Origin of the sequence: Microvirga zambiensis WSM3693, from assembly GCF_016735695.1 — a bacterium.
In the GTDB taxonomy this organism is placed as follows: domain Bacteria; phylum Pseudomonadota; class Alphaproteobacteria; order Rhizobiales; family Beijerinckiaceae; genus Microvirga; species Microvirga zambiensis.
Genome location: NZ_JAERQD010000069.1, coordinates 1 through 25,300, shown reverse-complemented (window position 1 = coordinate 25,300; position 25,300 = coordinate 1). Strand labels below are relative to the sequence as shown.

Annotated in this window: 16 protein-coding genes and 5 pseudogenes; 18 read left to right on the top strand and 3 right to left on the bottom strand. The window is 57.9% G+C overall.

Annotated elements, in window-relative coordinates; genetic code table 11:
• Positions 1-80: 80 nt before the first annotated feature.
• Positions 81-962: pseudogene (locus JKL46_RS29400) on the top strand (IS3 family transposase); the annotation flags it as partial.
• Between the two features lie 18 nt (positions 963-980).
• On the opposite strand, the pseudogene JKL46_RS29390 reads toward JKL46_RS29400, so the two are convergent.
• Positions 981-1,955 (bottom strand): annotated as a pseudogene (locus JKL46_RS29390) (transposase); the annotation flags it as partial.
• Between the two features lie 775 nt (positions 1,956-2,730).
• Here JKL46_RS29390 and ltrA (JKL46_RS29385) point away from each other — a divergent pair.
• From ltrA (JKL46_RS29385) to JKL46_RS29370, 4 genes and pseudogenes are all read left to right on the top strand, one after another.
• Positions 2,731-4,230 carry a group II intron reverse transcriptase/maturase gene (gene ltrA / locus JKL46_RS29385; protein ID WP_201840724.1) on the top strand — a complete coding sequence of 500 codons (1,500 nt, stop codon included), beginning with the start codon at positions 2,731-2,733 and terminating at the stop codon, positions 4,228-4,230.
• A gap of 73 nt (positions 4,231-4,303) precedes the next feature.
• Positions 4,304-5,291, top strand: a pseudogene (locus JKL46_RS29380) (IS110 family RNA-guided transposase).
• Positions 5,292-5,618: 327 nt separating this feature from the next.
• Positions 5,619-6,317: an IS6 family transposase gene (locus JKL46_RS29375; protein ID WP_201840769.1), complete on the top strand. Its 699-nt coding sequence runs from the start codon at positions 5,619-5,621 to the stop codon at positions 6,315-6,317.
• Positions 6,318-6,565: 248 nt separating this feature from the next.
• Positions 6,566-7,678 (top strand): IS110 family RNA-guided transposase, encoded by a 1,113-nt coding sequence (locus JKL46_RS29370; RefSeq protein WP_201840754.1) that lies wholly within the window; start codon positions 6,566-6,568, stop codon positions 7,676-7,678.
• 493 nt (positions 7,679-8,171) lie between these two features.
• Here JKL46_RS29370 and JKL46_RS29365 read toward each other — a convergent pair whose 3' ends face one another.
• Entirely contained in the window at positions 8,172-9,065 is an 894-nt protein-coding gene (locus tag JKL46_RS29365; RefSeq protein WP_201840751.1) for a MurR/RpiR family transcriptional regulator, read from the bottom strand.
• Between the two features lie 396 nt (positions 9,066-9,461).
• Between JKL46_RS29365 and JKL46_RS29360 the strand changes: the two genes are divergently transcribed.
• A complete protein-coding gene (locus tag JKL46_RS29360) occupies positions 9,462-10,322 on the top strand; it encodes a tyrosine-type recombinase/integrase (protein ID WP_201840748.1) in 861 nt (286 codons plus the stop codon).
• Between the two features lie 12 nt (positions 10,323-10,334).
• A complete protein-coding gene (locus JKL46_RS29355) occupies positions 10,335-11,534 on the top strand; it encodes an IS91 family transposase (protein WP_201840733.1) in 1,200 nt (399 codons plus the stop codon).
• A 5-nt stretch (positions 11,535-11,539) separates the two neighbouring features.
• Here the strand turns inward: JKL46_RS29355 and JKL46_RS29350 are convergent, their stop codons facing one another.
• Positions 11,540-11,728, bottom strand: coding sequence for a hypothetical protein (locus tag JKL46_RS29350; RefSeq protein WP_201840730.1), 189 nt, complete (start codon positions 11,726-11,728; stop codon positions 11,540-11,542).
• Positions 11,729-11,827: 99 nt separating this feature from the next.
• Between JKL46_RS29350 and JKL46_RS37030 the strand changes: the two are divergent.
• The 11 genes and pseudogenes from JKL46_RS37030 to JKL46_RS29300 all read left to right on the top strand — a co-directional run.
• Positions 11,828-12,169 (top strand): annotated as a pseudogene (locus JKL46_RS37030) (transposase); the annotation flags it as partial.
• 85 nt (positions 12,170-12,254) lie between these two features.
• Positions 12,255-12,776 (top strand): IS5 family transposase, encoded by a 522-nt coding sequence (locus tag JKL46_RS29345; RefSeq protein ID WP_201840727.1) that lies wholly within the window; start codon positions 12,255-12,257, stop codon positions 12,774-12,776.
• A 668-nt stretch (positions 12,777-13,444) separates the two neighbouring features.
• Positions 13,445-14,944: a group II intron reverse transcriptase/maturase gene (gene ltrA / locus JKL46_RS29340; protein ID WP_201840724.1), complete on the top strand. Its 1,500-nt coding sequence runs from the start codon at positions 13,445-13,447 to the stop codon at positions 14,942-14,944.
• 73 nt (positions 14,945-15,017) lie between these two features.
• A pseudogene (locus tag JKL46_RS29335) lies at positions 15,018-16,005 on the top strand (IS110 family RNA-guided transposase).
• 778 nt (positions 16,006-16,783) lie between these two features.
• Positions 16,784-17,716 (top strand): ectoine/hydroxyectoine ABC transporter substrate-binding protein EhuB, encoded by a 933-nt coding sequence (gene ehuB, locus JKL46_RS29330; protein WP_201840720.1) that lies wholly within the window; start codon positions 16,784-16,786, stop codon positions 17,714-17,716.
• Entirely contained in the window at positions 17,713-18,612 is a 900-nt protein-coding gene (gene ehuA / locus JKL46_RS29325) for an ectoine/hydroxyectoine ABC transporter ATP-binding protein EhuA (protein ID WP_210381505.1), read from the top strand. The genes ehuB and ehuA overlap by 4 nt, the downstream gene beginning before the upstream one ends.
• A 47-nt stretch (positions 18,613-18,659) precedes the next feature.
• A complete protein-coding gene (ehuC, locus tag JKL46_RS29320; RefSeq protein ID WP_201840717.1) occupies positions 18,660-19,328 on the top strand; it encodes an ectoine/hydroxyectoine ABC transporter permease subunit EhuC in 669 nt (222 codons plus the stop codon).
• Positions 19,329-19,335: 7 nt separating this feature from the next.
• Complete coding sequence (ehuD, locus tag JKL46_RS29315; protein WP_201840714.1) at positions 19,336-19,995, top strand: ectoine/hydroxyectoine ABC transporter permease subunit EhuD; 660 nt, start codon at positions 19,336-19,338, stop codon at positions 19,993-19,995.
• 904 nt (positions 19,996-20,899) lie between these two features.
• Positions 20,900-22,063: a M24 family metallopeptidase gene (locus JKL46_RS29310; RefSeq protein ID WP_201840711.1), complete on the top strand. Its 1,164-nt coding sequence runs from the start codon at positions 20,900-20,902 to the stop codon at positions 22,061-22,063.
• Between the two features lie 1,069 nt (positions 22,064-23,132).
• A complete protein-coding gene (locus tag JKL46_RS29305) occupies positions 23,133-23,966 on the top strand; it encodes an N-formylglutamate amidohydrolase (protein ID WP_246529612.1) in 834 nt (277 codons plus the stop codon).
• A 48-nt stretch (positions 23,967-24,014) separates the two neighbouring features.
• A complete protein-coding gene (locus JKL46_RS29300) occupies positions 24,015-24,677 on the top strand; it encodes a cysteine hydrolase family protein (RefSeq protein ID WP_201840708.1) in 663 nt (220 codons plus the stop codon).
• Positions 24,678-25,300 lie beyond the last annotated feature (623 nt).

Sequence of the window (25,300 nt, the reverse complement as noted above, 5' to 3'; positions counted from 1 at the left end):
CAAGAAAAACCCTTGGCTTCCAAACGCCAGGAGATACCCTGGCCAAAGCTGTTGCGCTCATCACTTGAACCCACCACCGCTTTTTTCGTCAAGGAGGGAAGTCGATGAGGTTCACGTTCATCGATGCGGCGAAAGCGGAATTCCCCATCCAGCGCCTGTGCCAAGTTCTTGAGGTGAGCCAGAGCGGCTACTTTGCCTGGCGAAGTCGTCCGGCCTGCCAGCGTCAGCGCGACGATCTGGTGCTGCTCGCCCATGTCCGGTCCGCCTTTAGAGAGTCGAATGGCACCTATGGCAGCCCCCGGATGACGTGCGAACTCCAGGATCAGGGGCTACCAATCGGGCGCCGTCGGACGGCCCGACTGATGCGCGAGAATGGGCTCAAGGCCCGGCAGAAGCGGCGCTTCAAGCGCACCACCGACAGCCATCATGCTTTTCCGATCGCTCCCAACCTGCTCGAGCAGGACTTCTCGGCCGAGCGCCCGAACCAGAAATGGAACGCTGATATCTCGTACGTGTGGACGGGTGAGGGCTGGCTCTATCTGGCCGTGGTCCTGGATCTGTTTGCCCGACGGGTGGTTGGCTGGGCGGTGAGTGACCGGCTGCACAAGGAGCTGGCTCTCGAGGCTTTGCGCAAGGCTCTGGCGATCCGAAGGCCCGGTGAGGGGCTGACCCACCACGCCGATCGCGGCAGTCAATATTGTTCGATTGAGTATCAGGCGGAGTTGCGGAAGCACGGCATCCGGATCTCGATGTCCGGGAAGGGAAACTGTTATGACAATTCGGTGGTCGAGACCTTCTTCAAGACCTTGAAATCCGAATTGGTCTGGCGCACCGTGTTCCAGACCAGGGCCGAGGCCAGGAAGGCGATTGGGCGTTACATCGACGGCTTCTACAACCCCATCCGGCGTCATTCAACACTGGACTATGTCAGTCCGGTTCAGTTCGAAAGGCTGGCCGGATAGCTACAAAGCCGCTCTCCACTTAAGCGAAGCAAATCCAGTCGCTGAGATCCCCTGCTCGTGGGTGATCTGGCCGCTCTGCCAAGGGCTGGGCGCCAACCCGGCGTAAGCGGCCACCTGGCGCCGGTTATCAAAGTGCCGGTAGAAGCCTTCCAGGGAGAGAACCGCAACAAACTCTGGACCGATACCCTTGAGGCGCAAGAGAAGCTCCGCCGGTGACGTCGCCGCTGCTCTATCTTACGAGACGACATTATCCCGCTCCGGCCGCAGGAGTTCATTACGGGTAGCCTCAATCTCGCTGATCTGGCGCACAACAAGGGCCATCCGCTCGCTCTCGCGGATGATTGCTGCTTTCAGCTGCGGTGGCAGAGCCCGCCCGTCCGGTGTCTGCAATTCCCCCAACCGTTCGCGCCAGTCCCGACGCAGCGGCTCATAGCCTGTGATCCCCTGGGCGAAGAGAAGCCCCTTGATGTGCTCGGTGCGTTCCGTGACCAGCGTCTGGCGCTCACGTGAGAGGCGCCGGCGATCCTCGTCCTGCGGGCTCGGCGGGACGACCATGGAGCAGACCCGCGGCTCGCCACGCCGCCAGGCCAGCAGGGTGCGCAGCAGTGTCTCGCCATCAATCCGGTCGGTCTTGGCACGGCGCTTACGTCGGGGCACGGCAATAGATGCAGGATCAACCACATGGCTCTCCACGCCATGGGCTGTGAGGAGCCGGTGCACTGAGAATCCGTCGAGCCCCGCTTCATGAATGGCGATCATTGGGACAGGTTGGCTGACCCGCTTTACAGCTCTGGCCTGCAACTGCGCAAGAAGCGCGAGTAGCGCCGGCCCGTCTCCCCCTTTGAGCGTGTGCTTGGATATCTTGTCACTGCCCAGCACCAGCGAGGTCACCAGCCAGTTCGATTGGCTCAACTCGAGTGAGAGCACGAGCGCGACTTGGTTCGAGTGAGCGGTGGTGTCAGTTGTAACAGGGTAATCAGCCACAGCAGACATGAGGTGTCTCCAGCACTGGATTGCGACAGCCTCATCCTATCAAGGGAGGCCGCCATCACTCTCATAGGATCTTGATGTGCCAAAGTGGAGGTGTTGAGCACCACTTGCGGGAGGCGTCCATGGGAGAGGTTAGCATCATTGGCCTGGACTTGGCCAAGAACGTGTTTGTGCGACCTGAAAGTCGTGTGAGTTTCTGTTTCACGGGAGGGATATCGCCTGAAGAAACCGGCTGTTCCATCAGCCGTTCCCTACCCAGACATGCGAAGCCGGTAACGGCTTGGTGTGAAGCTCTGGGAACAACGTAGCCGCCGGATATCCGGTACGCCGAGCCGCGAGGCAAGGCGGAATCTGCCAGCACGAAGGCGGAGAGGAGCAAGGGATGAGCGGGTACGACCAACGTATGTGAACTTCCGATAAACGTCGTGATCTTTAACAAGCCAAACGTGCTGACAGGCTTGAACCAAACGGTACGCGGCAAGGTGTGGTCTTTGAATACTGGACCACCATGGACGATCAGCCGCCGGCGAAGAGGAAGGGTCCGCCCCGCTCGGAGACTTATGCGGAACAGGGTAAGCCCATAGGGCTGCCGGCAACGGCAGGTGGACCATCAGGAACGCTGTTGGCGCTGTGGGTAAAGGACTGCGGAAACAGCGAACGCCCGGCTGTAGTGGACGGGATACGGGCTGGAACATCGCCCGACGCGAATGCGGGCAGACTTCCGCGCGGTCATTCATGGTGAGAGAACTTTGACCAATCGTTATACGAGGGAAGGCAGATGACGGCGATCGGCGCGAAAGCGAGCGAGGCTGGTGCATCCTCGCGCACTGCGCAGATGTGGGATCAGGCGAACTGGTCGCGCATTCAGGCAGAGGTGAAACGACTTCAGGTGCGTATCGCCAAGGCAACTCAGGAAGGCCGATGGGGCAAGGTGCAAGCCTTGCAACGTCTGCTGACCCGTTCGCATAGCGGCAAGATGCTGGCTGTGAAACGGGTGACGGAGAATCGCGGGAAGAGAACGCCGGGGGTGGATGGTAAGATATGGTCATCCCCGGCGGCCAGACGGAATGGAATGATGTCACTTCGACATCGCGGCTATCGTGCGATGCCGTTGAGGCGGGTTTACATTCCCAAGAGTAACGGCAAGAAGCGTCCGCTGGGAATTCCCTGTATGCGGTGCCGGGCGATGCAGGCGTTATGGAAGCTCGCTCTGGACCCCGTGGCAGAGACCCTGGCGGACCCGAATTCCTATGGATTCCGGTCCGAACGCTCGACAGCCGACGCCATCGAGCAGTGCTTCACCACGCTGGCCAAGCGAGCTTCGCCAGCGTGGATTCTGGAAGGTGACATCAGAGGCTGTTTCGACAGCTTCAGCCACCCCTGGCTTCTGGAGCACGTACCGATGGACAAGGCAGTTCTGCAAAGGTGGCTTCAGGCTGGATATATCGATGGGGGAACTCTGTTCGAGACGTCGGCGGGTACCCCGCAAGGGGGGATAATCTCACCGGTGATCGCGAATATGGCCTTGGATGGGCTTGAGGCAGCCGTTTACGCAAGCGTGGGATCGTCGAAACTCGCGCGCAGCAAGGCCCAACTCAATGTCGTCCGCTATGCCGATGACTTTGTTGTGACCGGCGCCACGAAAGAGGTGCTCGAATTCAAAGTCCTACCGGCGGTCAGGCAGTTTCTGGCCGTTCGAGGTCTGGAACTCTCGGAAGAGAAGACCCAGATCACAAACATTGCGGAGGGTTTCGATTTCCTTGGCCAGAACGTGCGCAAGTACGGCGGCAAACTACTGATCAAGCCGGCAAGGAAGAGTGTTAAAGCACTCCTCGACAAGGTCAGGGAGATCATCAAAGGCAGCGCGAGCGTCACGCAGGAGGCATTGATACAGAAACTGAACCCAGTCATTCGGGGATGGGCTATGTATCACCGCCATGTCGTGGCGAAAGCGAGCTTCTCATCGATCGACTCGCACATCTGGCGAATGCTCTGGAAATGGGCAAGTCGACGTCATCCCATGAAAGGAGCACGGTGGGTGAGGAACAGGTACTTCCGGGCCGACGGACACCGGTCCTGGGATTTTGCAACGAAGGGTCAGGTCGTTACCAACACCAGCAGGTGTCGGCTCTTCCGCGCAATGACGGTCCCAATTACGAGACACGTCAAGATCCGAGGACTAGCTAACCCGTTTGATCCGGTGTGGACCACTTACTTCGTCCACCGTCGAACTACGAAAGACTCCGTCAAGTTGTTCGGTGCCACACTCTGGTGCTGAAGAATGGCTTGAGCCGGATGCGGGGTGACCCGCACGTCCGGTTCTCAGGGGGCGGCGGCGCAGTAATGCGCCGCTGCTACCCGACCAGGTCCACGGGGCGGATGCATCCGGCGCGGTCCTGTTCCGCAAGAAGCTGCGGCGGCACCAGGTTCTGAGATTCTTTGCCGGCCAGAAGCCCTGCACGGTGGCCATGGAGGCCTGCGGCAGCGCATCATTGGGCCCGTGAGATCGGTAGGCTTGGTCACACCATTCGGCTGATCCCGCCCGCTTACGTGAAGCCCTTCGTCAAGCGCCAGAAGAACGATGCAGCGGATGCTGAGGCGATCTGCGAGGCTGCCCAGCGCCCGACCATGCGCTTTGTAGTTCCCAAGAGTGAGCAGACGCAAGCCGCCGCTCTCGTGTTCCGGGCCCGCGATCTCCTGGTGGGACAGCGAACTCAGATCATCAATGCCCTGCGCGGACACTTGGCGGAGTTCGGCATCGTGGCGGCGAAAGGACCAGCTCGTGTTCCGCAACTCATGCGGGCTGTCGAGGATCCAGCCGAGCCGATCCCGGAGCTCGCCCGGCCCATCCTGCAGATGCTGATCCAGACGCTTCAGGGACTGGACGAGCAGATCGCACGTCTGGACCAGGAGATCATCGAGCGAGCGAAAGAGGATGAGACAGCACGTCGGCTGATGACCATTCCCGGTGTCGGGCCGGTGACCGCAGTCGCCCTGGCGGCGCTAGCCCCGCCGGCTGAGACCTTCAAGCGCGGGCTGGACTTCGCCGCCTGGGTCGGGCTCACGCCCTTGCAGCACTCCACCGGCGGCAAACAGAAGCTGGGTGCCACCTCGAAGATGGGTGAGCGGACCTTGCGTCGCCTGCTGATCATCGGCGCGAGTGCCGTCGTGAGTTGGGCAGCCCGCAACGGGGCTCCGGCAGGCTCGTGGATGGCGCGCATGGTCGCGCGCAAATCACCGATGCTGGTGCGGGTGGCGCTCGCCAACAAGATGGCTCGGATCGTTTGGGCCCTGATGGCAAGAGGTGGGGTTTATCAGGCTCCAGCCGCGATGGCCTAAGCATTCGCCCCCGCGGGGCTGTTGGGGCGTGTGAAGATCGAAGGAGAGAGATGGCGCAACGTTCACCGAGACGGGATCAGGAAAACCAGCTTTGCGACAGGTGCCGTGAGCACGTGGTTGTGTATTGGACCTGATCCGCGAACTCCCATCCGGGCCCGCGGCGTGTAAACGGCCGCATCAGAGGCCGAACACATGTCTGCATCTGACCACGCGCTGCATCAAACCTGAAAATTCTTCTTGCGTCACAAGGGGCGTCCACACATGTCGCAAACGTTTTGTTTCAGAGTTTCAGCTACTGAGATCTCGGTCGCAGTAGTGGAGGACGCGGTGTTCAAGGGCAGGCATTTTGATCGCTCGGTAATCCTGCTGTGCGTGCGGTGGTATTTGGCTTACAATCTCAGCCTCCGGAATCTGGAGGAGATGATGGCCGAGCGGGGCATCTCCGTCGATCATGCGACAGTGCATCGGTGGGTCGCCCGGTATGCGCCCGAACTGCTGGAGCGCTTCAACCTGCGCAAGAAGGCCCTCACTAGCAGGTGGCATATCGACGAGACCTACGTCAGAGTCCGAGGTCACTGGCGCTATCTCTATCGCGCCATCGACAGCAACGGTGACACAGTTGAGTTCTGGCTCAGCGAACGGCGAAACCTCCCAGCAGCCAAACGATTCCTGCGCAAGGCTCTGAAGCGGCACGGCCGGCCGGAGCGGATCGTGATCGACGGCAGTCAGACCAACCGCGAGGCGATCCTGTCCTGTGATGCGGCAAGCCGGCTGGAGGATCGCTCACGACGGGAGCTGAAGCCGATCAGGATCCGCCAGAGCCGCTATCTCAACAATCGGATAGAGCAGGATCATCGCGCCGTTAAGCGGCGGATCCGGCCGATGCTCGGCTTCAAGTCCATGAACAGCGCTCGTGCCATCCTGGGTGGAATTGAAATGGTGCACATGATGCGCAAAGGACAGGCGAAGTATGCCTGCAATCCGCAGCCCTCACTCGCAGAGCAGTTCGAGATCATCGCTGCGTAACCTTATAAGTGCGTCCTGACCACCTTTTGCGGGCCAGCTCCAAATTTGCGACGCATCCCTTCATTCTTCTGACCCCATAGTGGAAGGGCCGTTAGGCCGATTCCGGAGAGAAGCGAGAGCCTGCGGGACAGCCATAGCTAGTCCCTATGATTGCTGGGCGTGAGGGCGGCCCGTCATCCGATATGCAACGGTACGAGGGTTAAGCCGGCACAGCCGGTACAGAGCCTCATGCATAGGAGACGGGCCTGATGAAGCATACCAGATTTGTGGGCTTGGATGTCCACAAGGATCAGATTTCAGTTGCGGTGGCCGAGAGCGGGCGCGGCGGCGCCGTGGAATACCTCGGCCAGATCACCAATGATCCGGCGGCCATCAGCAAGCTGTGCACCCGGCTCTCGCGACCCGGCGCCACCCTGTCGTTCTGCTACGAGGCCGGTCCCTGCGGCTATGGTCTTCATCGCCAGTTGATCAGCCTCGGCCATCGCTGCGAGGTGGTGGCGCCGTCCTTGATCCCCAGCAAACCGGGCGACCGCGTCAAAACCGACCGCCGCGATGCCACCATGCTGGCCCGTCTCCATCGGGCCGGGGAGCTCACGTCCGTCTGGGTCCCGGATGCGGCTCATGAGGCCATGCGTGACCTGATCCGCTTGCGCAGCACCGTCCGCCAGATAGTGACACGCGCCCGTCAGCATCTGCAGGGTTTCCTGCTGCGACACGGACGCTCACAAGGGGCTGCGAGAGCCTGGAGCGTGGCCTACCGCCGCTGGCTGTCGACCCTGGCCTTCGATCATCCCGCCCAGCAGATCGCCTTTCAGGATTATGTCGACGCCGTCAGCGATGCGGAACGGCGGCTCAAGCGGGTTGAGGAGCAGATTCAGCGGCTTCTGGCGGATTGGACCTTGCGTCCAGTTGTTGATGCCCTGCAGGCTCTGCGCGGCATCGCGCTGATCAATGCCGTGGTGCTGGTCAGCGAGGTCGGCGACTTCACACGATTTGCCACTCCGCGCCAGCTGATGGCGTATTTCGGCCTGGTGCCGGGGGAGCGCTCGACAGGCCGGACGGTCCGGCGGGGCGGCATCACCAAGACCGGCAACAGCCATGCCCGGCGAGCGCTGGTCGAAGGCGCCTGGGCTTACCGCATGAAGCCGCGGGTCGGTCGCCACAAGGTGGACCGGATCGAGGCCTTGCCCAAGCCGGTGCGCGAGATCGCCTGGAAGGCCCAGGTGCGGTTGTGTGCCCGCTATCGGCGGCTGACCGCCCTGGGCAAGACCGCCAATGTGGTCACCGTCGCCATCGCGCGGGAGATGGTCGGATTTGTCTGGGCGATTGCCTGCACGGTCCAATCCTCCAAGGCCGCGTGAGCATTCGTCCGCAACCTTCCAGCAGAGGAGGATGACCGAACCTGACACAGAACCCTCGGCGCGGTCCATGGCGCTGGGGGTGGGACAATGCCGGGGAGCCCTCGTCTCCACTATGAGCCTGTGATGCTCGCCCTCTAGACCGAGGCAGCCCCAAACGAAGCAAGGTCATGCGGCCTGACCCGCGGATGAGAGATTGTTGACCGACGTTGGCGTCCCACCTCCTGCACCCTGGATCCGCCGTCCACACTCCTCTGCCGTCGCGTCCACGTGGCGGACCGACACCTCATGTCAAAACTACTTGTCCGCAATCATGAGAGGTGGAGAAGTCTGAAAGCGCTTGACTGGAGGTGGCCGAATAGAGAAGCCGACTGTTGCAATCGGGCAGGGTCCATATACGTCTACACATGTTCCTGATTATACGCCGGCATTTTTCAGGACCGACGCGTCGATCACTCGGTTTGTCAGCGGCGTCAACAAGCGCAGGCGGCAGTAATTAGGCCGCACGCTCCTGTACTAGCTCGTCTTCACCAAGTAATCCGCGAGGATATTTTTCGCAGAGCCGGATCCTCTCCTGCACCTCCTCAAAATTTACGTTGGCAAGAATCTTTTCATGGAGCGTGTCGATGAGTGCCATACACGGCGTAAGGAAGTCATACGGACCGTCAGTCTCTGAATCAACAACAAGAACATGGGATGCAAAATCCGCGATCGGGGACAACCACATATCCGTCATTAAAATAACCGTGGCGCCCTGCTCGTAGGCAAGTTTGGTAAAGTTGATAGTAGACTTTTGGTATCGACGGAGGTCAAAGGCCAAGACAACATCGCGATTGCCAATAAATGGCAGCTGATCTTCCGGGCAAAATCCCATAGGATGTGCATTGATCGATTGAACAGAAGGTCTCAGCAAAAAGAGCCTTGACGCCACGAGGTTTGCGAAAAATGAAGTTAGCTGTCCCCCAATAGTGTAAAGATTTCGCCGCTTATCACCTAATATTTTGGCAACTTTTTCGAACTCCTGCTCCTCGATCATTCCAAGTGTTGACGTAGTTCGGCGAAGGAGTCTCTCTATGACCTCCTCAGTCTCACGGGGCTGGCTGGTAGGAACTCGACTATACAAACGAGCTGGAGACTTGACGCTTTCCTCACGTTCAAGCGAGGCTGCATCCTGAAAATCTTTATAGGTGGCGTAACCCAGATTGTTAGTGAAACGAATGACGGTCGGTCCGCTGACATTGGCCATCGAGGCCAGATTCGCAACAGACATCATGCCTGCTTCGAAGTTGCTAAGGAAAAGGGCACGAGCAATGCGGCGCTCGGCGCGAGACATACTTTTCAGATTTGTACGCAGCTCTTTCGCTAAGTATCCTACGGTTTTGTCTGCCAATGAACCCGCCCGCTGCTCGATTTCGACAAGCTGAATGCCTACTACAAACAGGCTAAGTTCTCAATGCCAATCTATCAGATTCGACACCAAGCGTATCTTGCAAAAGCGCTTCACTGTTAAAGGAACTGTAGGCGATCTCAGCGAAAGCGACAAGCTAGTCAGTAGGCAAGGCTCGTTACATATCTCCAGCATCGACATTGAAAACAGAACACGAAACGCAGCTTTGACAAGCGGATCCCACTCGCGTCTAGGCCGTGTGGACGGATTGGGCCGAGCAACGGGCAGGTAGATTGAACGAAGCCGCTGACGCGGCATTTGGTGCCTGGGGATGCGGATGATGCTTCTGTTCTGGAGGATTGCGGCTGTTGCAGCGCAATTCCAGAACAGGAGATCAAGATGGTCGAGATGAGCCCTCTGCGCCGTCGCATGATCGAGGACATGACGGTCCGCAATCTGTCGCCGGCAACGCAACGATCCTACATCCACGAAGTGGCGAAGTTTTCGCGCTATTTCGGCCGGTCCCCAGCCCGGCTTGGCCTTGAAGATGTCCGCGCCTTTCAGGTGCATCTGGTGGCGAAGGGGATCTCATGGTCGGCGCTGAACCAGACGGTCTGCGCGCTGCGGTTCTTTTATGGCGTGACGCTGGGCTATGCCGAGATTCCGGAACGGATTGCCTATGCGCGCTTGCCCCGCACGCTGCCCGTAGTGCTGAGCGCGGATGAGGTTGTCCGGTTCCTGGAGGCGGTGCCCAGCCTGAAGACGCGCACCGCGCTGACCACGGCCCATGCGGCGGGCCTGCGTGCCTCCGAGACCGTCGGCCTGAAGGTCGGCGACATTGACAGCGAACGCGGTGTCATCCTGATCGCGCACGGCAAGGGCGGCAAGGACCGATACGTCATGCTGTCGGCGCAGCTTCTGCGCATCCTCCGGGTCTACTGGCGGCTGGCCAAGCCGAAGGACTGGCTGTTTCCCGGTCGTGACGCAACCGCGCCGATCGATGTGCAGGTTCTCTATTCGGCGTGCCGCTCGGCGTGCATCGCCGCCGGCATCGACAAACGCGCGACCGTCCACACGCTGCGGCACAGCTTCGCCACGCATTTGCTGGAGAACGGAACCGACATTCGCATCATCCAGGTTCTGCTCGGTCACAACAATCTATCAAGCACGGCACGCTACACCAAGGTCTCGAACGGCCTTATTCGCCGCACGGAGAGCCCGCTCGACCGTCTGAGGCTGGAGGTGGTGCCCCCAAACTGAGCCGGCGTCGTCATGTCGGCGAGACTGGAGGTGGCGGACATCATGCGTCACCACGGCGAGGCTTACCGGCAGGCCCATGATGGTCATCTCGGGCGGGTCGAGCGCCGCACGATGAGCGCAATCGAGCTGTGCCGGACGGCCGCGCTCGGCGGCCATCTGGAGGGATGCCCCTCATGCAGGACAATCCGCGTCTCCTACAATAGCTGCCGCAATCGGCATTGTCCGAAGTGCCAAGGACAGGCCTGTCGGGATTGGCTCGCCGCGCGGCAGGGTGACCTCCTGCCAGTTCCCTACTTCCATGTGGTCTTCACGCTGCCGGCGCCGATGGCCGGCATCGCGTTTCAGAACAAGGCCGCCGTCTATTCCATCCTGTTCAAGGCCGCTGCCGAGACGCTGCTCACCATCGCCGCCGATCCCAAACATCTGGGGGCGGAGATCGGTCTCGTCGCGGTCCTGCACAGTTGGGGCCAGAACCTGCATTATCATCCGCACGTCCATTGCATCGTGCCGGGCGGTGGCTTGTCGCCAACCCGCTCTGGGCATCGTTCCGGGGCCGTGCAGTGGATCGCGTGCCGGCCCGGCTTCTTCCTGCCCGTGCGGGTCCTGTCGCGCCTGTTTCGGCGGCTGTTTCTGCACGACCTGCAAGCCGCCTATGACGCGGGCAAACTGAGCTTCTTTGGCGACCTCGCCGGACTGACGGCGCCCGCCGCGTTCCGCCGCCAGCTGGCAGAGGTCCGTCATGTCGAATGGATCGTCTACGCCAAACCGCCCTTCGGCGGCCCCGGGCAGATGCTGACCTATCTCGGCCGCTACACCCATCGCGTCGCCATCGTCAATTCCCGGCTTGTCAGTCTGGCCAACGGCAGGGTCGCGTTCCGCTGGAAGGACTATCGTCATCACGGCAAGGCCAAGGTCATGACGCTCGATGCCCACGAGTTCATCCGGCGCGTCCTGCTGCACACCCTGCCGGATGGCTTCCACCGCATCCGACATTACGGCTTTCTCGCAAATGGCCATCGCGCCCAAATGCTGGAACTGTGTCGCAGACTGCTGACCATCACGGCGCAAGAGAGCCCCGCCGACACCACGCATGATCGGCCCGCCGCAACTCCGGCCAGCCGGTGCTCCTGGTGCGGCCGACAGATGGTCACGTTCGGCATCTGGCGATGTGGGGAGGTGCCCCGCCGGCCCTTCTGGAGCGACAGTTCATGAGAGGATCAACCGCTGGCAGCATGGCAATGACCGAGCCGGCCGCCATGCGCGCCGGCCGTCATCCGTTTGCCCCGCGTCCCGGAGCGAGAAAGATCCGGGTGCTCTCCGGTGACCGCGCCGGCCGTATTCAACGCGATCATCGGCACCGAGCCGTCGCCGTCGGCACCACCGGGCACGCTGGTCGCGTTCCACATGCCGTCCGGCCGGTCCTCGTCGAGGATCTCACCACACTAGCCAGCTTACATTCCCCATAGCGCCATCCCTATCCCGCGGCTTCGCTCAATCCGGCTTCAATGAGGTCCGCCCAAAGCCGAGGGCAGCCCGCCATCTCGTGCCCGCGGACCTCACAGAACCCTCCAGATTCCCAAATCAGTGTGGTGATGATTCATGGCAGGTCGGCTTCAGGAGGTGCGACCATGCTGACGGGAATGACGGAGGAAGACTGGGCTACGGTGCTGCGGGTGTTTGCCGCCTCGTGTTCCCGGCGCGGCGCCAAGGGCCGCAATGACCGCCGCTTCCTTGAGGCACTGCATTACTTCACAGTCCACAACATCACCTGGCGAGCCCTGCCCGCGTGTTTCGGCCACTGGAACTCAGTCTGGAAACGCTTTTGGCGCTTGAGACAGGCGGGCGTGTTCGAGGCCTTCTTCGAAGCCCTGGCGGCTCTGAGCGGGACCGCTCACCTGGCGCAGATGTTCGATTCCACCATCGTGCGGGCCCATGTCTCGGCCGCAGGCGCAAAAGGGGGCAGAACCAACAGGTCTGGGCCGCTCCCGCGGCGGCTTCTCGACCAAGATCCACCTCGAGACCGACTGGGATGGCGATCCGCTGGGCTTTTGCCTGACCGGCGGTGAAGCCAGCGACAGCCCGCACTTCGAGACGCTGCTCAATCTTGGTCCCGACATCACGCCGCGGGCGGCTGTAGGCGACAAAGGCTATGACGCCAAGGCCAACCGACAGGCGGCCCGGTCTCGCGGCATCTGCCCGGCCATTCCGTACCGCACGACGACCAAAGAGAAGCCGAAGTTCTTTCCCAAGGCGCTCTACCGCGGACGGGCTCGCATCGAACAGACCATGGGAAAGCTCAAGCGGTTCAAGCGCATTGCTTTACGCTGCGAGAAAACGGACCAGAACTACGGCTCCTTCGTCGCGCTTGCTTTGAGCTTCATCCTCATCAAATCCGATGGCGTGGACGCCCCCGACGGTCTCGTTGTGGCAGAATATGGCTGTTGCAGGAGTTAAAGGGAGGAACGCATGGAAGAGGTTAGCATCATTGGCCTGGACTTGGCCAAGAACGTGTTTGTGCGACCTGAAAGTCGTGTGAGTTTCTGTTTCACGGGAGGGATATCGCCTGAAGAAACCGGCTGTTCCATCAGCCGTTCCCTACCCAGACATGCGAAGCCGGTAACGGCTTGGTGTGAAGCTCTGGGAACAACGTAGCCGCCGGATATCCGGTACGCCGAGCCGCGAGGCAAGGCGGAATCTGCCAGCACGAAGGCGGAGAGGAGCAAGGGATGAGCGGGTACGACCAACGTATGTGAACTTCCGATAAACGTCGTGATCTTTAACAAGCCAAACGTGCTGACAGGCTTGAACCAAACGGTACGCGGCAAGGTGTGGTCTTTGAATACTGGACCACCATGGACGATCAGCCGCCGGCGAAGAGGAAGGGTCCGCCCCGCTCGGAGACTTATGCGGAACAGGGTAAGCCCATAGGGCTGCCGGCAACGGCAGGTGGACCATCAGGAACGCTGTTGGCGCTGTGGGTAAAGGAATGCGGAAAAAGCGAACGCCCGGCTGTAATGGACGGGATACGGGCTGGAACATCGCCCGGCGCGAAAGCGGGCAGACTTCCGCGCGGTCATTCATGGTGAGAGAACTTTGACCAATCGCTATACGAGGGAAGGCAGATGACGGCGATCGGCGCGAAAGCGAGCGAGGCTGGTGCATCCTCGCGCACTGCGCAGATGTGGGATCAGGCGAACTGGTCGCGCATTCAGGCAGAGGTGAAACGACTTCAGGTGCGTATCGCCAAGGCAACTCAGGAAGGCCGATGGGGCAAGGTGCAAGCCTTGCAACGTCTGCTGACCCGTTCGCATAGCGGCAAGATGCTGGCTGTGAAACGGGTGACGGAGAATCGCGGGAAGAGAACGCCGGGGGTGGATGGTAAGATATGGTCATCCCCGGCGGCCAGACGGAATGGAATGATGTCACTTCGACATCGCGGCTATCGTGCGATGCCGTTGAGGCGGGTTTACATTCCCAAGAGTAACGGCAAGAAGCGTCCGCTGGGAATTCCCTGTATGCGGTGCCGGGCGATGCAGGCGTTATGGAAGCTCGCTCTGGACCCCGTGGCAGAGACCCTGGCGGACCCGAATTCCTATGGATTCCGGTCCGAACGCTCGACAGCCGACGCCATCGAGCAGTGCTTCACCACGCTGGCCAAGCGAGCTTCGCCAGCGTGGATTCTGGAAGGTGACATCAGAGGCTGTTTCGACAGCTTCAGCCACCCCTGGCTTCTGGAGCACGTACCGATGGACAAGGCAGTTCTGCAAAGGTGGCTTCAGGCTGGATATATCGATGGGGGAACTCTGTTCGAGACGTCGGCGGGTACCCCGCAAGGGGGGATAATCTCACCGGTGATCGCGAATATGGCCTTGGATGGGCTTGAGGCAGCCGTTTACGCAAGCGTGGGATCGTCGAAACTCGCGCGCAGCAAGGCCCAACTCAATGTCGTCCGCTATGCCGATGACTTTGTTGTGACCGGCGCCACGAAAGAGGTGCTCGAATTCAAAGTCCTACCGGCGGTCAGGCAGTTTCTGGCCGTTCGAGGTCTGGAACTCTCGGAAGAGAAGACCCAGATCACAAACATTGCGGAGGGTTTCGATTTCCTTGGCCAGAACGTGCGCAAGTACGGCGGCAAACTACTGATCAAGCCGGCAAGGAAGAGTGTTAAAGCACTCCTCGACAAGGTCAGGGAGATCATCAAAGGCAGCGCGAGCGTCACGCAGGAGGCATTGATACAGAAACTGAACCCAGTCATTCGGGGATGGGCTATGTATCACCGCCATGTCGTGGCGAAAGCGAGCTTCTCATCGATCGACTCGCACATCTGGCGAATGCTCTGGAAATGGGCAAGTCGACGTCATCCCATGAAAGGAGCACGGTGGGTGAGGAACAGGTACTTCCGGGCCGACGGACACCGGTCCTGGGATTTTGCAACGAAGGGTCAGGTCGTTACCAACACCAGCAGGTGTCGGCTCTTCCGCGCAATGACGGTCCCAATTACGAGACACGTCAAGATCCGAGGACTAGCTAACCCGTTTGATCCGGTGTGGACCACTTACTTCGTCCACCGTCGAACTACGAAAGACTCCGTCAAGTTGTTCGGTGCCACACTCTGGTGCTGAAGAATGGCTTGAGCCGGATGCGGGGTGACCCGCACGTCCGGTTCTCAGGGGGCGGCGGCGCAGTAATGCGCCGCTGCTACCCGACCAGGTCCACGGGGCGGATGCATCCGGCGCGGTCCTGTTCCGCAAGAAGCTGCGGCGGCACCAGGTTCTGAGATTCTTTGCCGGCCAGAAGCCCTGCACGGTGGCCATGGAGGCCTGCGGCAGCGCATCATTGGGCCCGTGAGATCGGTAGGCTTGGTCACACCATTCGGCTGATCCCGCCCGCTTACGTGAAGCCCTTCGTCAAGCGCCAGAAGAACGATGCAGCGGATGCTGAGGCGATTGCGGAGGCGGCCTCCCGGCCGACCATGCGTTTTGTGGCGGTGAAGAGCGCCGAACAGCAGGCGGCAGCGATGATCTTCAAAACGCGCGACCTGCTGGTGCGGCAGAGGACGCAGACGATCAATGCTCTGCGTGGTCATCTCACCGAGCATGGCATCATTGCTCCTCAAGGGACAGCCTATCTCAGTCGGTTGGCCCAGGTGATGGAAGACGCTGAAAGCAGCCTCCCGGTCCCTGTTGTTGCCCTGTGCAAGCTGCTGATCGCGAACATCGCTTCGCTGACGGAACAGATCGCTGCCCTGGACAGGCAGATCCATGCCCATGCCCGGCGCAGCGCGACGGCCTCCCGCCTGATGACCATCCCGGGTGTTGGGGCAGTATGCGCCATGGCGATGGCGGCCTTAGCCCCACCCCCGGAGACCTTCGCCAAGGGGCGCGACTTTGCGGCCTGGCTGGGGCTCACGCCGAAGCAGAACTCGTCCGGCGGCAAGGAACGGCTGGGCCGAACATCCAAAATGGGCCAGCGCGACTTGCGCCGGCTTCTGATCCTAGGGGCCACGAGCGTGGTGCGGTGGGCGGCGCGGAAAGGAGCCCCTGAGGGCTCATGGCTCGCTCGCATGCTCGCCAAAAAGCCTCGGCTTCTGACTGCGGTCGCCTTAGCGAACCGCATGGCCCGTGTTGTTTGGGCGTTGATGGCGAAGGCCGAAGTCTACCGCACCGGGGCAGCCGCGGCTTAAGGCTGGCGGTTGTCCGGAACGGCAGGAATGTGAGCAGGTCGAACGGAGGTTATGGGCACACGGTCATGAGACGGGATCGGCAGAACCAGCCTGTGGACAAGCGCTCTCAAGCGCGCAAATCCGAATTGGAGCCGATCTGCGGTCACCATAAGGGCCCGCGGCGTCTGATAGGCCGCATTACGAGGCCGAACACACGTCAGCGCCTGACCACATGCCCAGATCAAAGAAAGATTTTGCTTCCATCCAAGGGGGCGTCCACACACGTCCACACGGACTGGGTGGTCGTCTTCTCCTGCACTACAGTCGTGAAGCAGTCTTGTGGTCGTCACAGCGGGCGCAGGCGGATATTGCCAGCTGGCTGCTAGAGCCACGGGATCTTCCACGGAGCGGCGCAATCCGTCCAAGCAGCGCACAAATTATTCCGCGCCGCAGGTCAGCACGGGCGGAAAGATGCCGGGCGAGGTGTCCGGTTAAATGATTAATCGTTCCAGAGAACGCGTAAATTTGTGAGATATGGAATGGGTTTTTGCGCACCCAGGCTTTACAATGCCCCGTACGGCTGCTACTTCTTTCAGAGTCGGCGTTACATTTGGCCAAGAAGACCTAGAGTGATTTTATGCCTGATGTTGGTTGGTGTCGGCCTTCGTTTGAGCCGAGTGACGCGCGATTGAGGTCGGCGGCGCGATGGAGCGACTAAAGGATCCGACAATGCCGTGACGGTTTCGGATCAGTCGCGCCATGGGCTAGTTGGATTAGGCGCGCTCCAATGAGCTCCGTAGTGCATACAGGCGTCGCAGAAACGTTGAGTATTGAAGCAAATATCAAAGAGGAGAACGATATGCTTAAAATGAAATCACGTAGCCGGAGTGTCAGCGCAACGGGCATCAGTACGCTGGGCGCCCTAATGTCCCTACTAATGTCCCTAATTGTCTCGCCGTCAGTATTTGCAGCTGAACTCACTCCCGCGGATACGATCACGATCGCGATCGGAAACGAGCCTCCGTATGCCGTACTCAATCCTGACGGAACGCTGACCGGAGCTGGCCCAGACATTGATCGGGCGATATGGGGCTACGCAGGCATCACCAAATTCAAAGGTGAGGTTGTGCCATACGGCGCCATGATTCCTGCAGTGCAGGCGCGTCGTGTGACAATGGTGTCGGCTGCCGGACTGAACATCCGCCCTGAGCGTTGCGAGCAGATCCTCTTCAGCGAGCCTGTAATGTGCAACTCACAAGCGTTCTTGCTTCAACAACAAAACGCGTCGCGATTGAAAGGCTATAAGGAAATAGCCGCTAGCAAAGTAAAACTGGCAGTGCTTCCTGGGAGCGTTCAGGAGAGAGCTGCACTCGCCGCTGGCGTGAAGCGTGAAGATCTCGTTCCCTTCCCTGACGGAACGAGCGCTGTGAAAATGCTGCAAGATGGACGTGTCGACGCAATCGCATTAAATGATACGGCTCTAATCGAACTAAAAAAGAGAGCTAACGATGGTTCCTTGGAAGTAGTTATGCCGCTTTCAGACACGCCAATGGACTGTGCCGCAGCGGTCTTCAACAAAGCCGATGCTTCGCTTCGTGATACGTACAACGCTGGTCTCAAGAAACTAGTCGAAAGTGGTGAGTACGCCAAGATCATGGCGAAGTACGGACTTGAGAATGATGCACGACTGATGTCTCTCGCCAAGCCTACAGCTGAGCAGTGCGCCCGATGACTTCGTCGTCTAGCTATAGCGGTTTAGAAGAGGCCTCTTCTAAACCACATCTCTGTGGAGCAGCAAAGAGAGGTAGCGCGGCTGTGCCTCACCACTCCAATCCGGACCGTCCTGAAACACCAATTATTGAGTTCAGGGAGGTAGGAAAAAGTTACGGTACTTTCACGATCCTGGATAAGCTGTCTTTTAGCGTTCGTCCTGGCGAACACCTAGCCCTGATTGGGCCTTCAGGGTCGGGCAAGACGACGATACTTCGCTTGCTGATGACACTAGAAACGGTCACTGCGGGGGAAATCCTGATCGATGGGAGATCGCTCAACCGTGAGGAGCGATCCGGTAAAATTGTCCAGGCATCCGAAGCGCATTTGCGGCGAATGCGCGCCGAAATCGGTATGGTTTTCCAGCATTTCAATCTTTTCCCACATAAGACGGTTCTCGAGAATGTGACTCTGGCGCCTGTTCTCACCAGCCGGTTGTCAAAAGAGGAGGCGAAAAATCGTGCTTTTGAGCTCCTCGATAAGGTCGGACTTACCAACAAAGCCGATGAATATCCAGCACGCTTGTCTGGGGGACAGAAACAGCGTGTTGCAATTGCTAGAGCGCTAGCACTTCAGCCGAAAATCCTGCTTCTTGATGAGATAACCTCTGCGTTGGACCCAGAGCTCGTGGAAGAAGTTCTAAGCGTTATTACGGATCTCCGGAACGAAACCAATATGACGATGTTGCTTGTGACGCATGAGATGAGTTTTGCGAAGGACTTCGCAGATCGCGTCCTATTTTTTGAACAAGGCAAAATCATTGAGGATGGGCCGCCGGCTAAGATATTCCAAGAACCGGATCACGAGCGAACAAGGAGCTTCTTGCGAAAGGTTATCGCTGCGGGACAGCGAGTCTGAGCAGCCTGTTCACCTAGTTATGCGCAGTTAAGAACGAGGTGAGGAGCGTGGAGAGTTTCGATTCACTTGTTAGTTACGCTTGGTTTATTCTGGGCGGGGCCGCAGCGACACTGGAGCTAACTGTTCTCAGCTGCACTCTCGGGCTCATAGTATCCCTGATCGCTGGATTGAGCTTGCTTTCCAAAAAGCTTTTGGTTCGTTGGGCCGCTCGCACTTATATAGAGTTGTTCCGCGGAACATCATTGTTTGTCCAGCTCTTCGCAGCATATTTTGTTTTACCCTTGGCCGGTATCCCGCTCTCTCCTATACAGGCTGGCGTACTTGCAATCGGACTAAATGGCGGCGCATATGGCGCGGAAGTTGTCCGAGCAGCAATCCAGGCGGTCGGAAACGACCAAAGAGAAGCCACGATCGCATTGAACCTCACTCGCTGGCAAGCGATGCGTTGGATTATATTTCCTCAGGCGGTACCGCTTATGCTGCCAACATTCGGAAATCTCGCAATCGAAACTATGAAGGCTACCGCGATTGCTTCTCTCATATCTGTATCCGAACTCACTTTCCAAGCACAGATGGTGCGGACGCAGACGGGTGGGACCGCGTTACCCTTCATTACAATCCTGATTACATACCTTGCAATCGCTTCGATGATGATGGCGTTAGTGCGGTGGCTCGAACGTCGCCTTAGCCGCGGGCTCGTCAGCGTAAGAACATGAGGTTAAAATGAGCTGGAGCTGGGCATTCGCGCTCGAAATCCTGCCTGCATTACTGGATGGTCTGATAGTGACCGTCAAAGTCACTCTGATCTCTTCTGTGTTCGCATTGGTTGTCGGCCTTTCCTTCGCGATTGCGAAGGCATCTCGTGTAACCTGGGTCCGACACCCTGTCCTACTCGCTACTGAAGGTATTCGGCGAACTCCTCTTTTAGTTCAGCTCTATTTTCTTTTTTACGTCCTTCCAGATTTCGGCGTCCTGCTTTCTCCTCTAACCGCCGGCATAATCGGGCTCGGGCTGCATTACGCGACATACACATCGGAAGTGTTTCGTGCCGGAATCGAGAGTGTCCCGGTAGGTCAATGGGAAGCTGCAACTGCCACTAATCTAAGCCCTTACCATACCTGGACGCACATCATTCTTCCCCAAGCTCTACCCCCTATGATCCCCGCGCTGGGGAACTATGTGATCGCAATGTTCAAGGAAACACCGATACTGTCGGCTATCACCATTCTCGATCTAATGGGTGAGGCGCTCGCGCAAGCCAACTTCAATTACCGTTATCTTGAGCCGATAACACTAGTTGCTCTTGGTTTCCTGATCGTAAGCCTCTGTTCAGCAGCCATCATCAAAATCCTTGAGGCGCGTTTGAGGCTTGAAAATGGTTGATGTACCGTATGTGATACTCGCGTCATAGCGTGCAATGGGAACCACCCCAGCTATGTGCGCCTAGTAAACTCCTCGCCAACCTGCTTGCTGCACTCCAACCAAACGCGAGCACCCTGTCACCTCGATTGTGTGTGCGATGAGGCCCGTGAGTAATCCGCACCGGGCTTGCCGAAGATCCGTTGATTTGAGTTATGCGGGCATTGCTGGGACGCCAAGCGTGACGTAGCAGCGTTCGTCAGCTTCCACTCGCGGAATAATCCCGATGGGTTCCAGGAGTCTTCTCTTGAGAACCCGCGCAAAGAGCGCAGCGGACCACTGTCGGTGAGGTATTGCGTTGCTCGTACTCAATGGCTAGTTGACGCTGATGGTCTGCCATTTGATACAAAAGTCGCCGAATAAGTAATCGCGCGTGAAGGTTTCAACAGGAGCTTCGGCAGGTTCATCCGTCGATGATATGGCGTAATGTAAGACCGCACCCACTTCCTGCTGTATCGATATGTGCAAACGCAAAAGTGCAAGAGCTGTCGTCGATCCGACATGCCGCGAGCTTTTCGAAAAGGCGTTGGTGCCACCCAAATGATTCTTAGCAACCTATGGTTCCGCGAATCGCCTGATTGAATTTGGGTTGTCATGATCGGGCGTCAGGCAGTCTGGTTCCTCACCTGTACACTAAGCATCTTCACCCGACTCGGCCCTTCCTGCTTCGAGTTGGCATTCCGTCACGGCAAAGAACCTAAATTGATGCTCCCTATGACTAATTCGGTCGACATTACAAAGCAATCCAAAATTTATTGGCAATGTAAGAGAATACTCAAGTGATTTGCTTGACGAAGCAGCGTCTAAGTGGCACTGTCCCTTCCATAGGCGTTACATTGAGCATAACTGATCAAAGGCTAGGTAACAAATGGACTCGGTATTTTCGGCGATCCCAGAGGCAGGCATACCCTTTTCCAATGAAGAGTATAAGCGGCGCCATGAGCGCGTGTCCGCTGCCATCCAAAATGCTAATCTTGACGCCTTGATTGTTACCGCTCACGGCCATTTGCGATATCTCACCGGGTACAGCGGGTTTGGTGCCTACTTTGCGCCGTTTCCGCTGATCCTGGTGCCCGGGGAGCAGCCTGTCTTCGTCGTCCGCGAATTCGAGGTCTCTACAGTCCAAGCGGAAAGCTGCGTAGATGAGATCATTGCATATACGCAGCAGCGTGACCTCTACCGGGCTTGTGCCGATGCACTTCGGCAGCGCGGCCTGGAAAACGCCCGGATTGGCTTCGAGCTAGGTTGCTATAACCTCGTACCCAATGACGTAAGTGCGCTCCAAGCCGAACTGCCGAATATGAAAGTTGCCGATGCCACTAGTTTAGTCGCCCTCGTGGCAGCCGTAAAAAGCCCGGCCGAAATCGACGCAATGCGTGGTTCGATCGCGCTGACCGACATTGGTGTGCGCACTTTCCAATCCGCTCTTCGGGAGGGAGTCAGCGAATTGGAAGTATGCAAGCAGATTCAGGATGAGTTCTATAAATCTGGCGGCACGATCTATGAGGGGCCCACTCTTGTCTTTGGAGAAAGAACAAGACTGTCGCACGGCTCTCCGTCTCACAACAAGCTTCAAAACAACGATCCGGCTTTGATGGAAATCGGGGCAGTGTTGAAACACGGCTACGTAGCGGGCCTGATCCGAACTGCCGTTCTAGGTCGGAATAACGAAACAGAATCTATCCATGCGTTGGCTGAAGAGGCTCTCCAAGCGGCGATCGACGCGGTGAAGCCCGGGGTGACGGCTGGCGAAGTCGATGCTGCGGCACGCAAGGTGACCGAACGATCCGGGCGCCATAGGGTGTTTCGTCATCGTACCGGATATCAGACCGGCATCCATTGGTTGGAGCGTGGAAACCTTAGCTTAGAGCCTGGTGCTCAAGATGTATTGCAGGTTGGCATGATTTTTCATGTCCAATCCTACTTGTTCGGCGAATCTGGACGCATGTGTGGGTGCAGCGAGCAAGTTTTGGTAAGCGAACGGGGCGCGGAAATCCTTAGCAGTACGCCCCATACGCTCTATCGCGTCTGAGCCTGTTATAAGCGGCGGCAGTAATTGCACCTCTAAGCCTTTTGGTTGGCTGCAATGTGGATTTACAGGCAGTCGATGTCTCGTCTCACTATTTTGAAGAGGCCCTCACTCAATGCTACAGAACTCAACTCGCTCATTGGGTATCTTAAACCTTGAACGTGGTCCACAGTCAGAACCCGAGCCAACAGGCGCGGTACTAAATCCTACCACCTTCGACTTTCCGGTGATTTCTGAAACCGTAGAAGGCGGATGGGCGGAGAACGTAGTCCGCGGAGATCCCTCACTCGAGGCGGCCTGTATTGATGCAGCTCGCCGCCTTGTTGCACGCGGTGCAGTGGCAATATGCTCGAACTGCGGTTTCTTGATAAGGCACCAAGCCGCAATTGCATCCTCCGTAAGTGTACCAGTCGCCACCTCGAGTCTACTCCTGGTGCCTACGTTGCTGCGACAGCTCCCACCCAAATCCAAGATGGCCGTGCTGACTTTTGACTCGACGCGCTGCACTGATGATCTTCTCGGAATTCACGGCGACGAGGAGCGGTCAAGAATTGTTATTGGCGGACTTGAAGGCACCAAATACTGGCATGACGAGCACAAAAGCCCTGCTCCTCCGGTAGACGTAGCAGCGATCGAGAGGGACCTTTCTGCCTGCGTGGCTAACCTCCGTGGCATGCATCCAGAAATCGCTCTGCTATTGCTGGAATGCACCGGGTTCCCCATGGTCGCTCCGGCCATTCGTTCTATATCAAAGCTTCCAGTGTACGACATAACGACCCTTTGCAGGATGACGTATGCGTCAGCATACTAACTTTTCTCGGAGCATCCTCGCAGTCAACATGTATCTTTCGCCACGGGATCGGCGGCTGCAGAAGCTCGGGTACGATTTGTAAAGCTCTGCACTCGCGAAGTACCGCCTCAGCGAGTGTATGAGCGCTGTTGCTGATTGCCTTCTGATCATGGAATTGAAGTCAGGGGTGAACCCAATCTCACGGGTATCTCATCTTCTATGTGAAGAAGTCATCTCACTTCGTGCAAGATTGTAGAGTTAGGCACAATGGAAAGGACCATAATGAAAAGAGCAACGGAAACAGTTCCGGATGCTAGTAAAACGGCCGTCAAGGTACCAATGCTTCTCTGTGAGGATGATCCGTACCCTGTAGGAGTCCGCAATGGTGAGGCTATCTCTGAGTTTCTCATTGCCTGCGAGCACGCGGGCAATGCGGTCCCAGCATCTTTGAAGAACCTTGGGCTGGACAAAACAGAGCTCGAACGCCACATAGCAATCGATATTGGGAGCCTCGGCGTCTCTGAATTGGTTTCCGATATCCTTCAAGCGCCACCCGTTTACCAAAGGTTTTCGCGGCTGGTTGCAGAATGCAGTAGGGTTTCCGACGATGACAAAATGTTCGCGGTTGTATCCGACGGTAACTTTGTTCCCGGTAATAAGGGCCTCAGCGAAGCTGATCGACAGCAACGCATCGACGAAATAGTGACGCCGTATCAAAACGAGATCACACGTCGGCTAGACGATCACAAGAAAACTGGTCGCGAAGCAATTTTCGTGTCAATGCACAGTTTTACTCAATCTCTCCGGTCGAGACCAACCGAGCGGCCATGGCATGGAGGCGTATGCGTAGGTAATGACGACCGGTTCACCAATCATGTCGTCACCGCACTGCGCGCAGATGGCGATATACTGGTCGGGTTTAACGAGCCGTATGATGTGGACATGGCCCGCGAATACACTGTCCCAATTCATGCTGAAAGACGCGGTCTCCCCTCCGTACAATTTGAGATTCGACAGGATCTTATCGCTGACAGTTCCGGCCAAAAGGCCTGGGCGATCCGAGTAGCGAAATCGCTGCAGCGCGCCAGAGACACCTTTCTAGCCAGGTTCGCTTAACGTGCGGACCCACAACCCATCTGCAAACTCCCAACCATCGGAAAAGCAATGACACTCCCTCCAATTGATGCTCCGAACGGGGCTTATCGCGAACGGCCCATCGAACCTGCCAAGACAGCGCTGCTCAGCATCGACATGCAAAATGCCGAGTTCAGTCAAGAAATGCTTGATCGCTCGAGGGTAACTGGGACTCCAGAGTCTAAGAAAAATGCCTTCTTTGAGCGTATGGCCGAGACAGTGATCCCCAATCAAGTGCGTCTTCAGAGAGCCGCGCGTGAGGCTGGAATCGAGGTAATCTTCACGGTTATCGAAAGCCTTACGCAGAACGGGCGTGACCGAAGCCTGGATCACAAAATCTCTCAGTTGCATATCCCTAGAGGCTCATGGGATGCGCAAGTCATAGATGGAGTTAAGCCCGAAGCTGATGAGATCGTAATTCCAAAAACCGCATCTGGAATCTTCAATGCAACCAATATCGAGTACGTGCTGCGAAACTTAGGCATCGAGTACTTGATCATCTACGGTGTTGTGACTGATCAATGCGTTGAAACGACCATCCGAGATGCAGCTGACAAGGGCTTTCTTGTAACTCAAATTGAAGATTGCTGCGCTGCATTTACCCCAGAAGACCATCGGCTTTCGGTGGAATCGATGAAGGGACACTATTGCCGTACACGCAGCACAGACGAAATCATCAAAGAGTTTCGCTGAGGTGCTTTTCCGGAGGCCATACTAGCGTCGTGTGACGGCAATACTTGCCGTCACATTTCCTAGTGTGAGAACACAATTTCGTCAGTTCGATGCTTTTCGCTGAGGAAGCGACTTTCGGTCCTCAGGTAGCGGTAATCCGCCTCAAAGGCCCGAACCAGTTCATCACGGGACGAATGTCCTCTGAACCGGACCCCTTTGGCCGCGTGCAGCAATCTGGCATCGGACATGAAAGATCGCGTTACCGTCCCGAGGACAATTCGACATGAAATGCCTCGGCGTGGGCGGGCTCTGACTAATTCCGCCTGCGGATCAGATGTCCCGAACTCACGCCTTTTGAGTCTCGGCTGGAATCTAGGGCTACACAATGGGCCTCTGATCGGACGCTCCACCGAGAATCTGGCCTTTCTCAGGCCGATAAGTTGACGATGTCAATCAAGCCGCTACGCAAAATTTCTTAGCTGTGTTTTGAGCCAAGGCCGGGAGGTCCACTCTCGCTATTCATGTGGCGGTAGCTACTCGGCACAGAAATGCCGTGTGTTAGTGGCTCTAGTGTTGTGACTCTAACGCTTGTTTCGCACGGGCGACCTTTTGCAGGATAGCTGAGGCCGAGGCGGTCCAGACAA

Excerpts from the sequence above, each read along its gene's own strand:
- ehuA (WP_210381505.1), top strand. The coding sequence starts at position 17,713 with ATGACTTCGTCGTCTAGCTATAGCGGTTTAGAAGAGGCCTCTTCTAAA.
- ltrA (WP_201840724.1), top strand. The coding sequence starts at position 2,731 with ATGACGGCGATCGGCGCGAAAGCGAGCGAGGCTGGTGCATCCTCGCGC.
- JKL46_RS29350 (WP_201840730.1), bottom strand. The coding sequence starts at position 11,728 with ATGTGGAACGCGACCAGCGTGCCCGGTGGTGCCGACGGCGACGGCTCG.
- ltrA (WP_201840724.1), top strand. The coding sequence starts at position 13,445 with ATGACGGCGATCGGCGCGAAAGCGAGCGAGGCTGGTGCATCCTCGCGC.
- JKL46_RS29355 (WP_201840733.1), top strand. The coding sequence starts at position 10,335 with ATGTCGGCGAGACTGGAGGTGGCGGACATCATGCGTCACCACGGCGAG.
- JKL46_RS29310 (WP_201840711.1), top strand. The coding sequence starts at position 20,900 with ATGGACTCGGTATTTTCGGCGATCCCAGAGGCAGGCATACCCTTTTCC.
- JKL46_RS29360 (WP_201840748.1), top strand. The coding sequence starts at position 9,462 with ATGGTCGAGATGAGCCCTCTGCGCCGTCGCATGATCGAGGACATGACG.
- JKL46_RS29300 (WP_201840708.1), top strand. The coding sequence starts at position 24,015 with ATGACACTCCCTCCAATTGATGCTCCGAACGGGGCTTATCGCGAACGG.
- JKL46_RS29345 (WP_201840727.1), top strand. The coding sequence starts at position 12,255 with ATGTCTCGGCCGCAGGCGCAAAAGGGGGCAGAACCAACAGGTCTGGGC.
- JKL46_RS29305 (WP_246529612.1), top strand. The coding sequence starts at position 23,133 with ATGAAAAGAGCAACGGAAACAGTTCCGGATGCTAGTAAAACGGCCGTC.
- ehuD (WP_201840714.1), top strand. The coding sequence starts at position 19,336 with ATGAGCTGGAGCTGGGCATTCGCGCTCGAAATCCTGCCTGCATTACTG.
- JKL46_RS29370 (WP_201840754.1), top strand. The coding sequence starts at position 6,566 with ATGAAGCATACCAGATTTGTGGGCTTGGATGTCCACAAGGATCAGATT.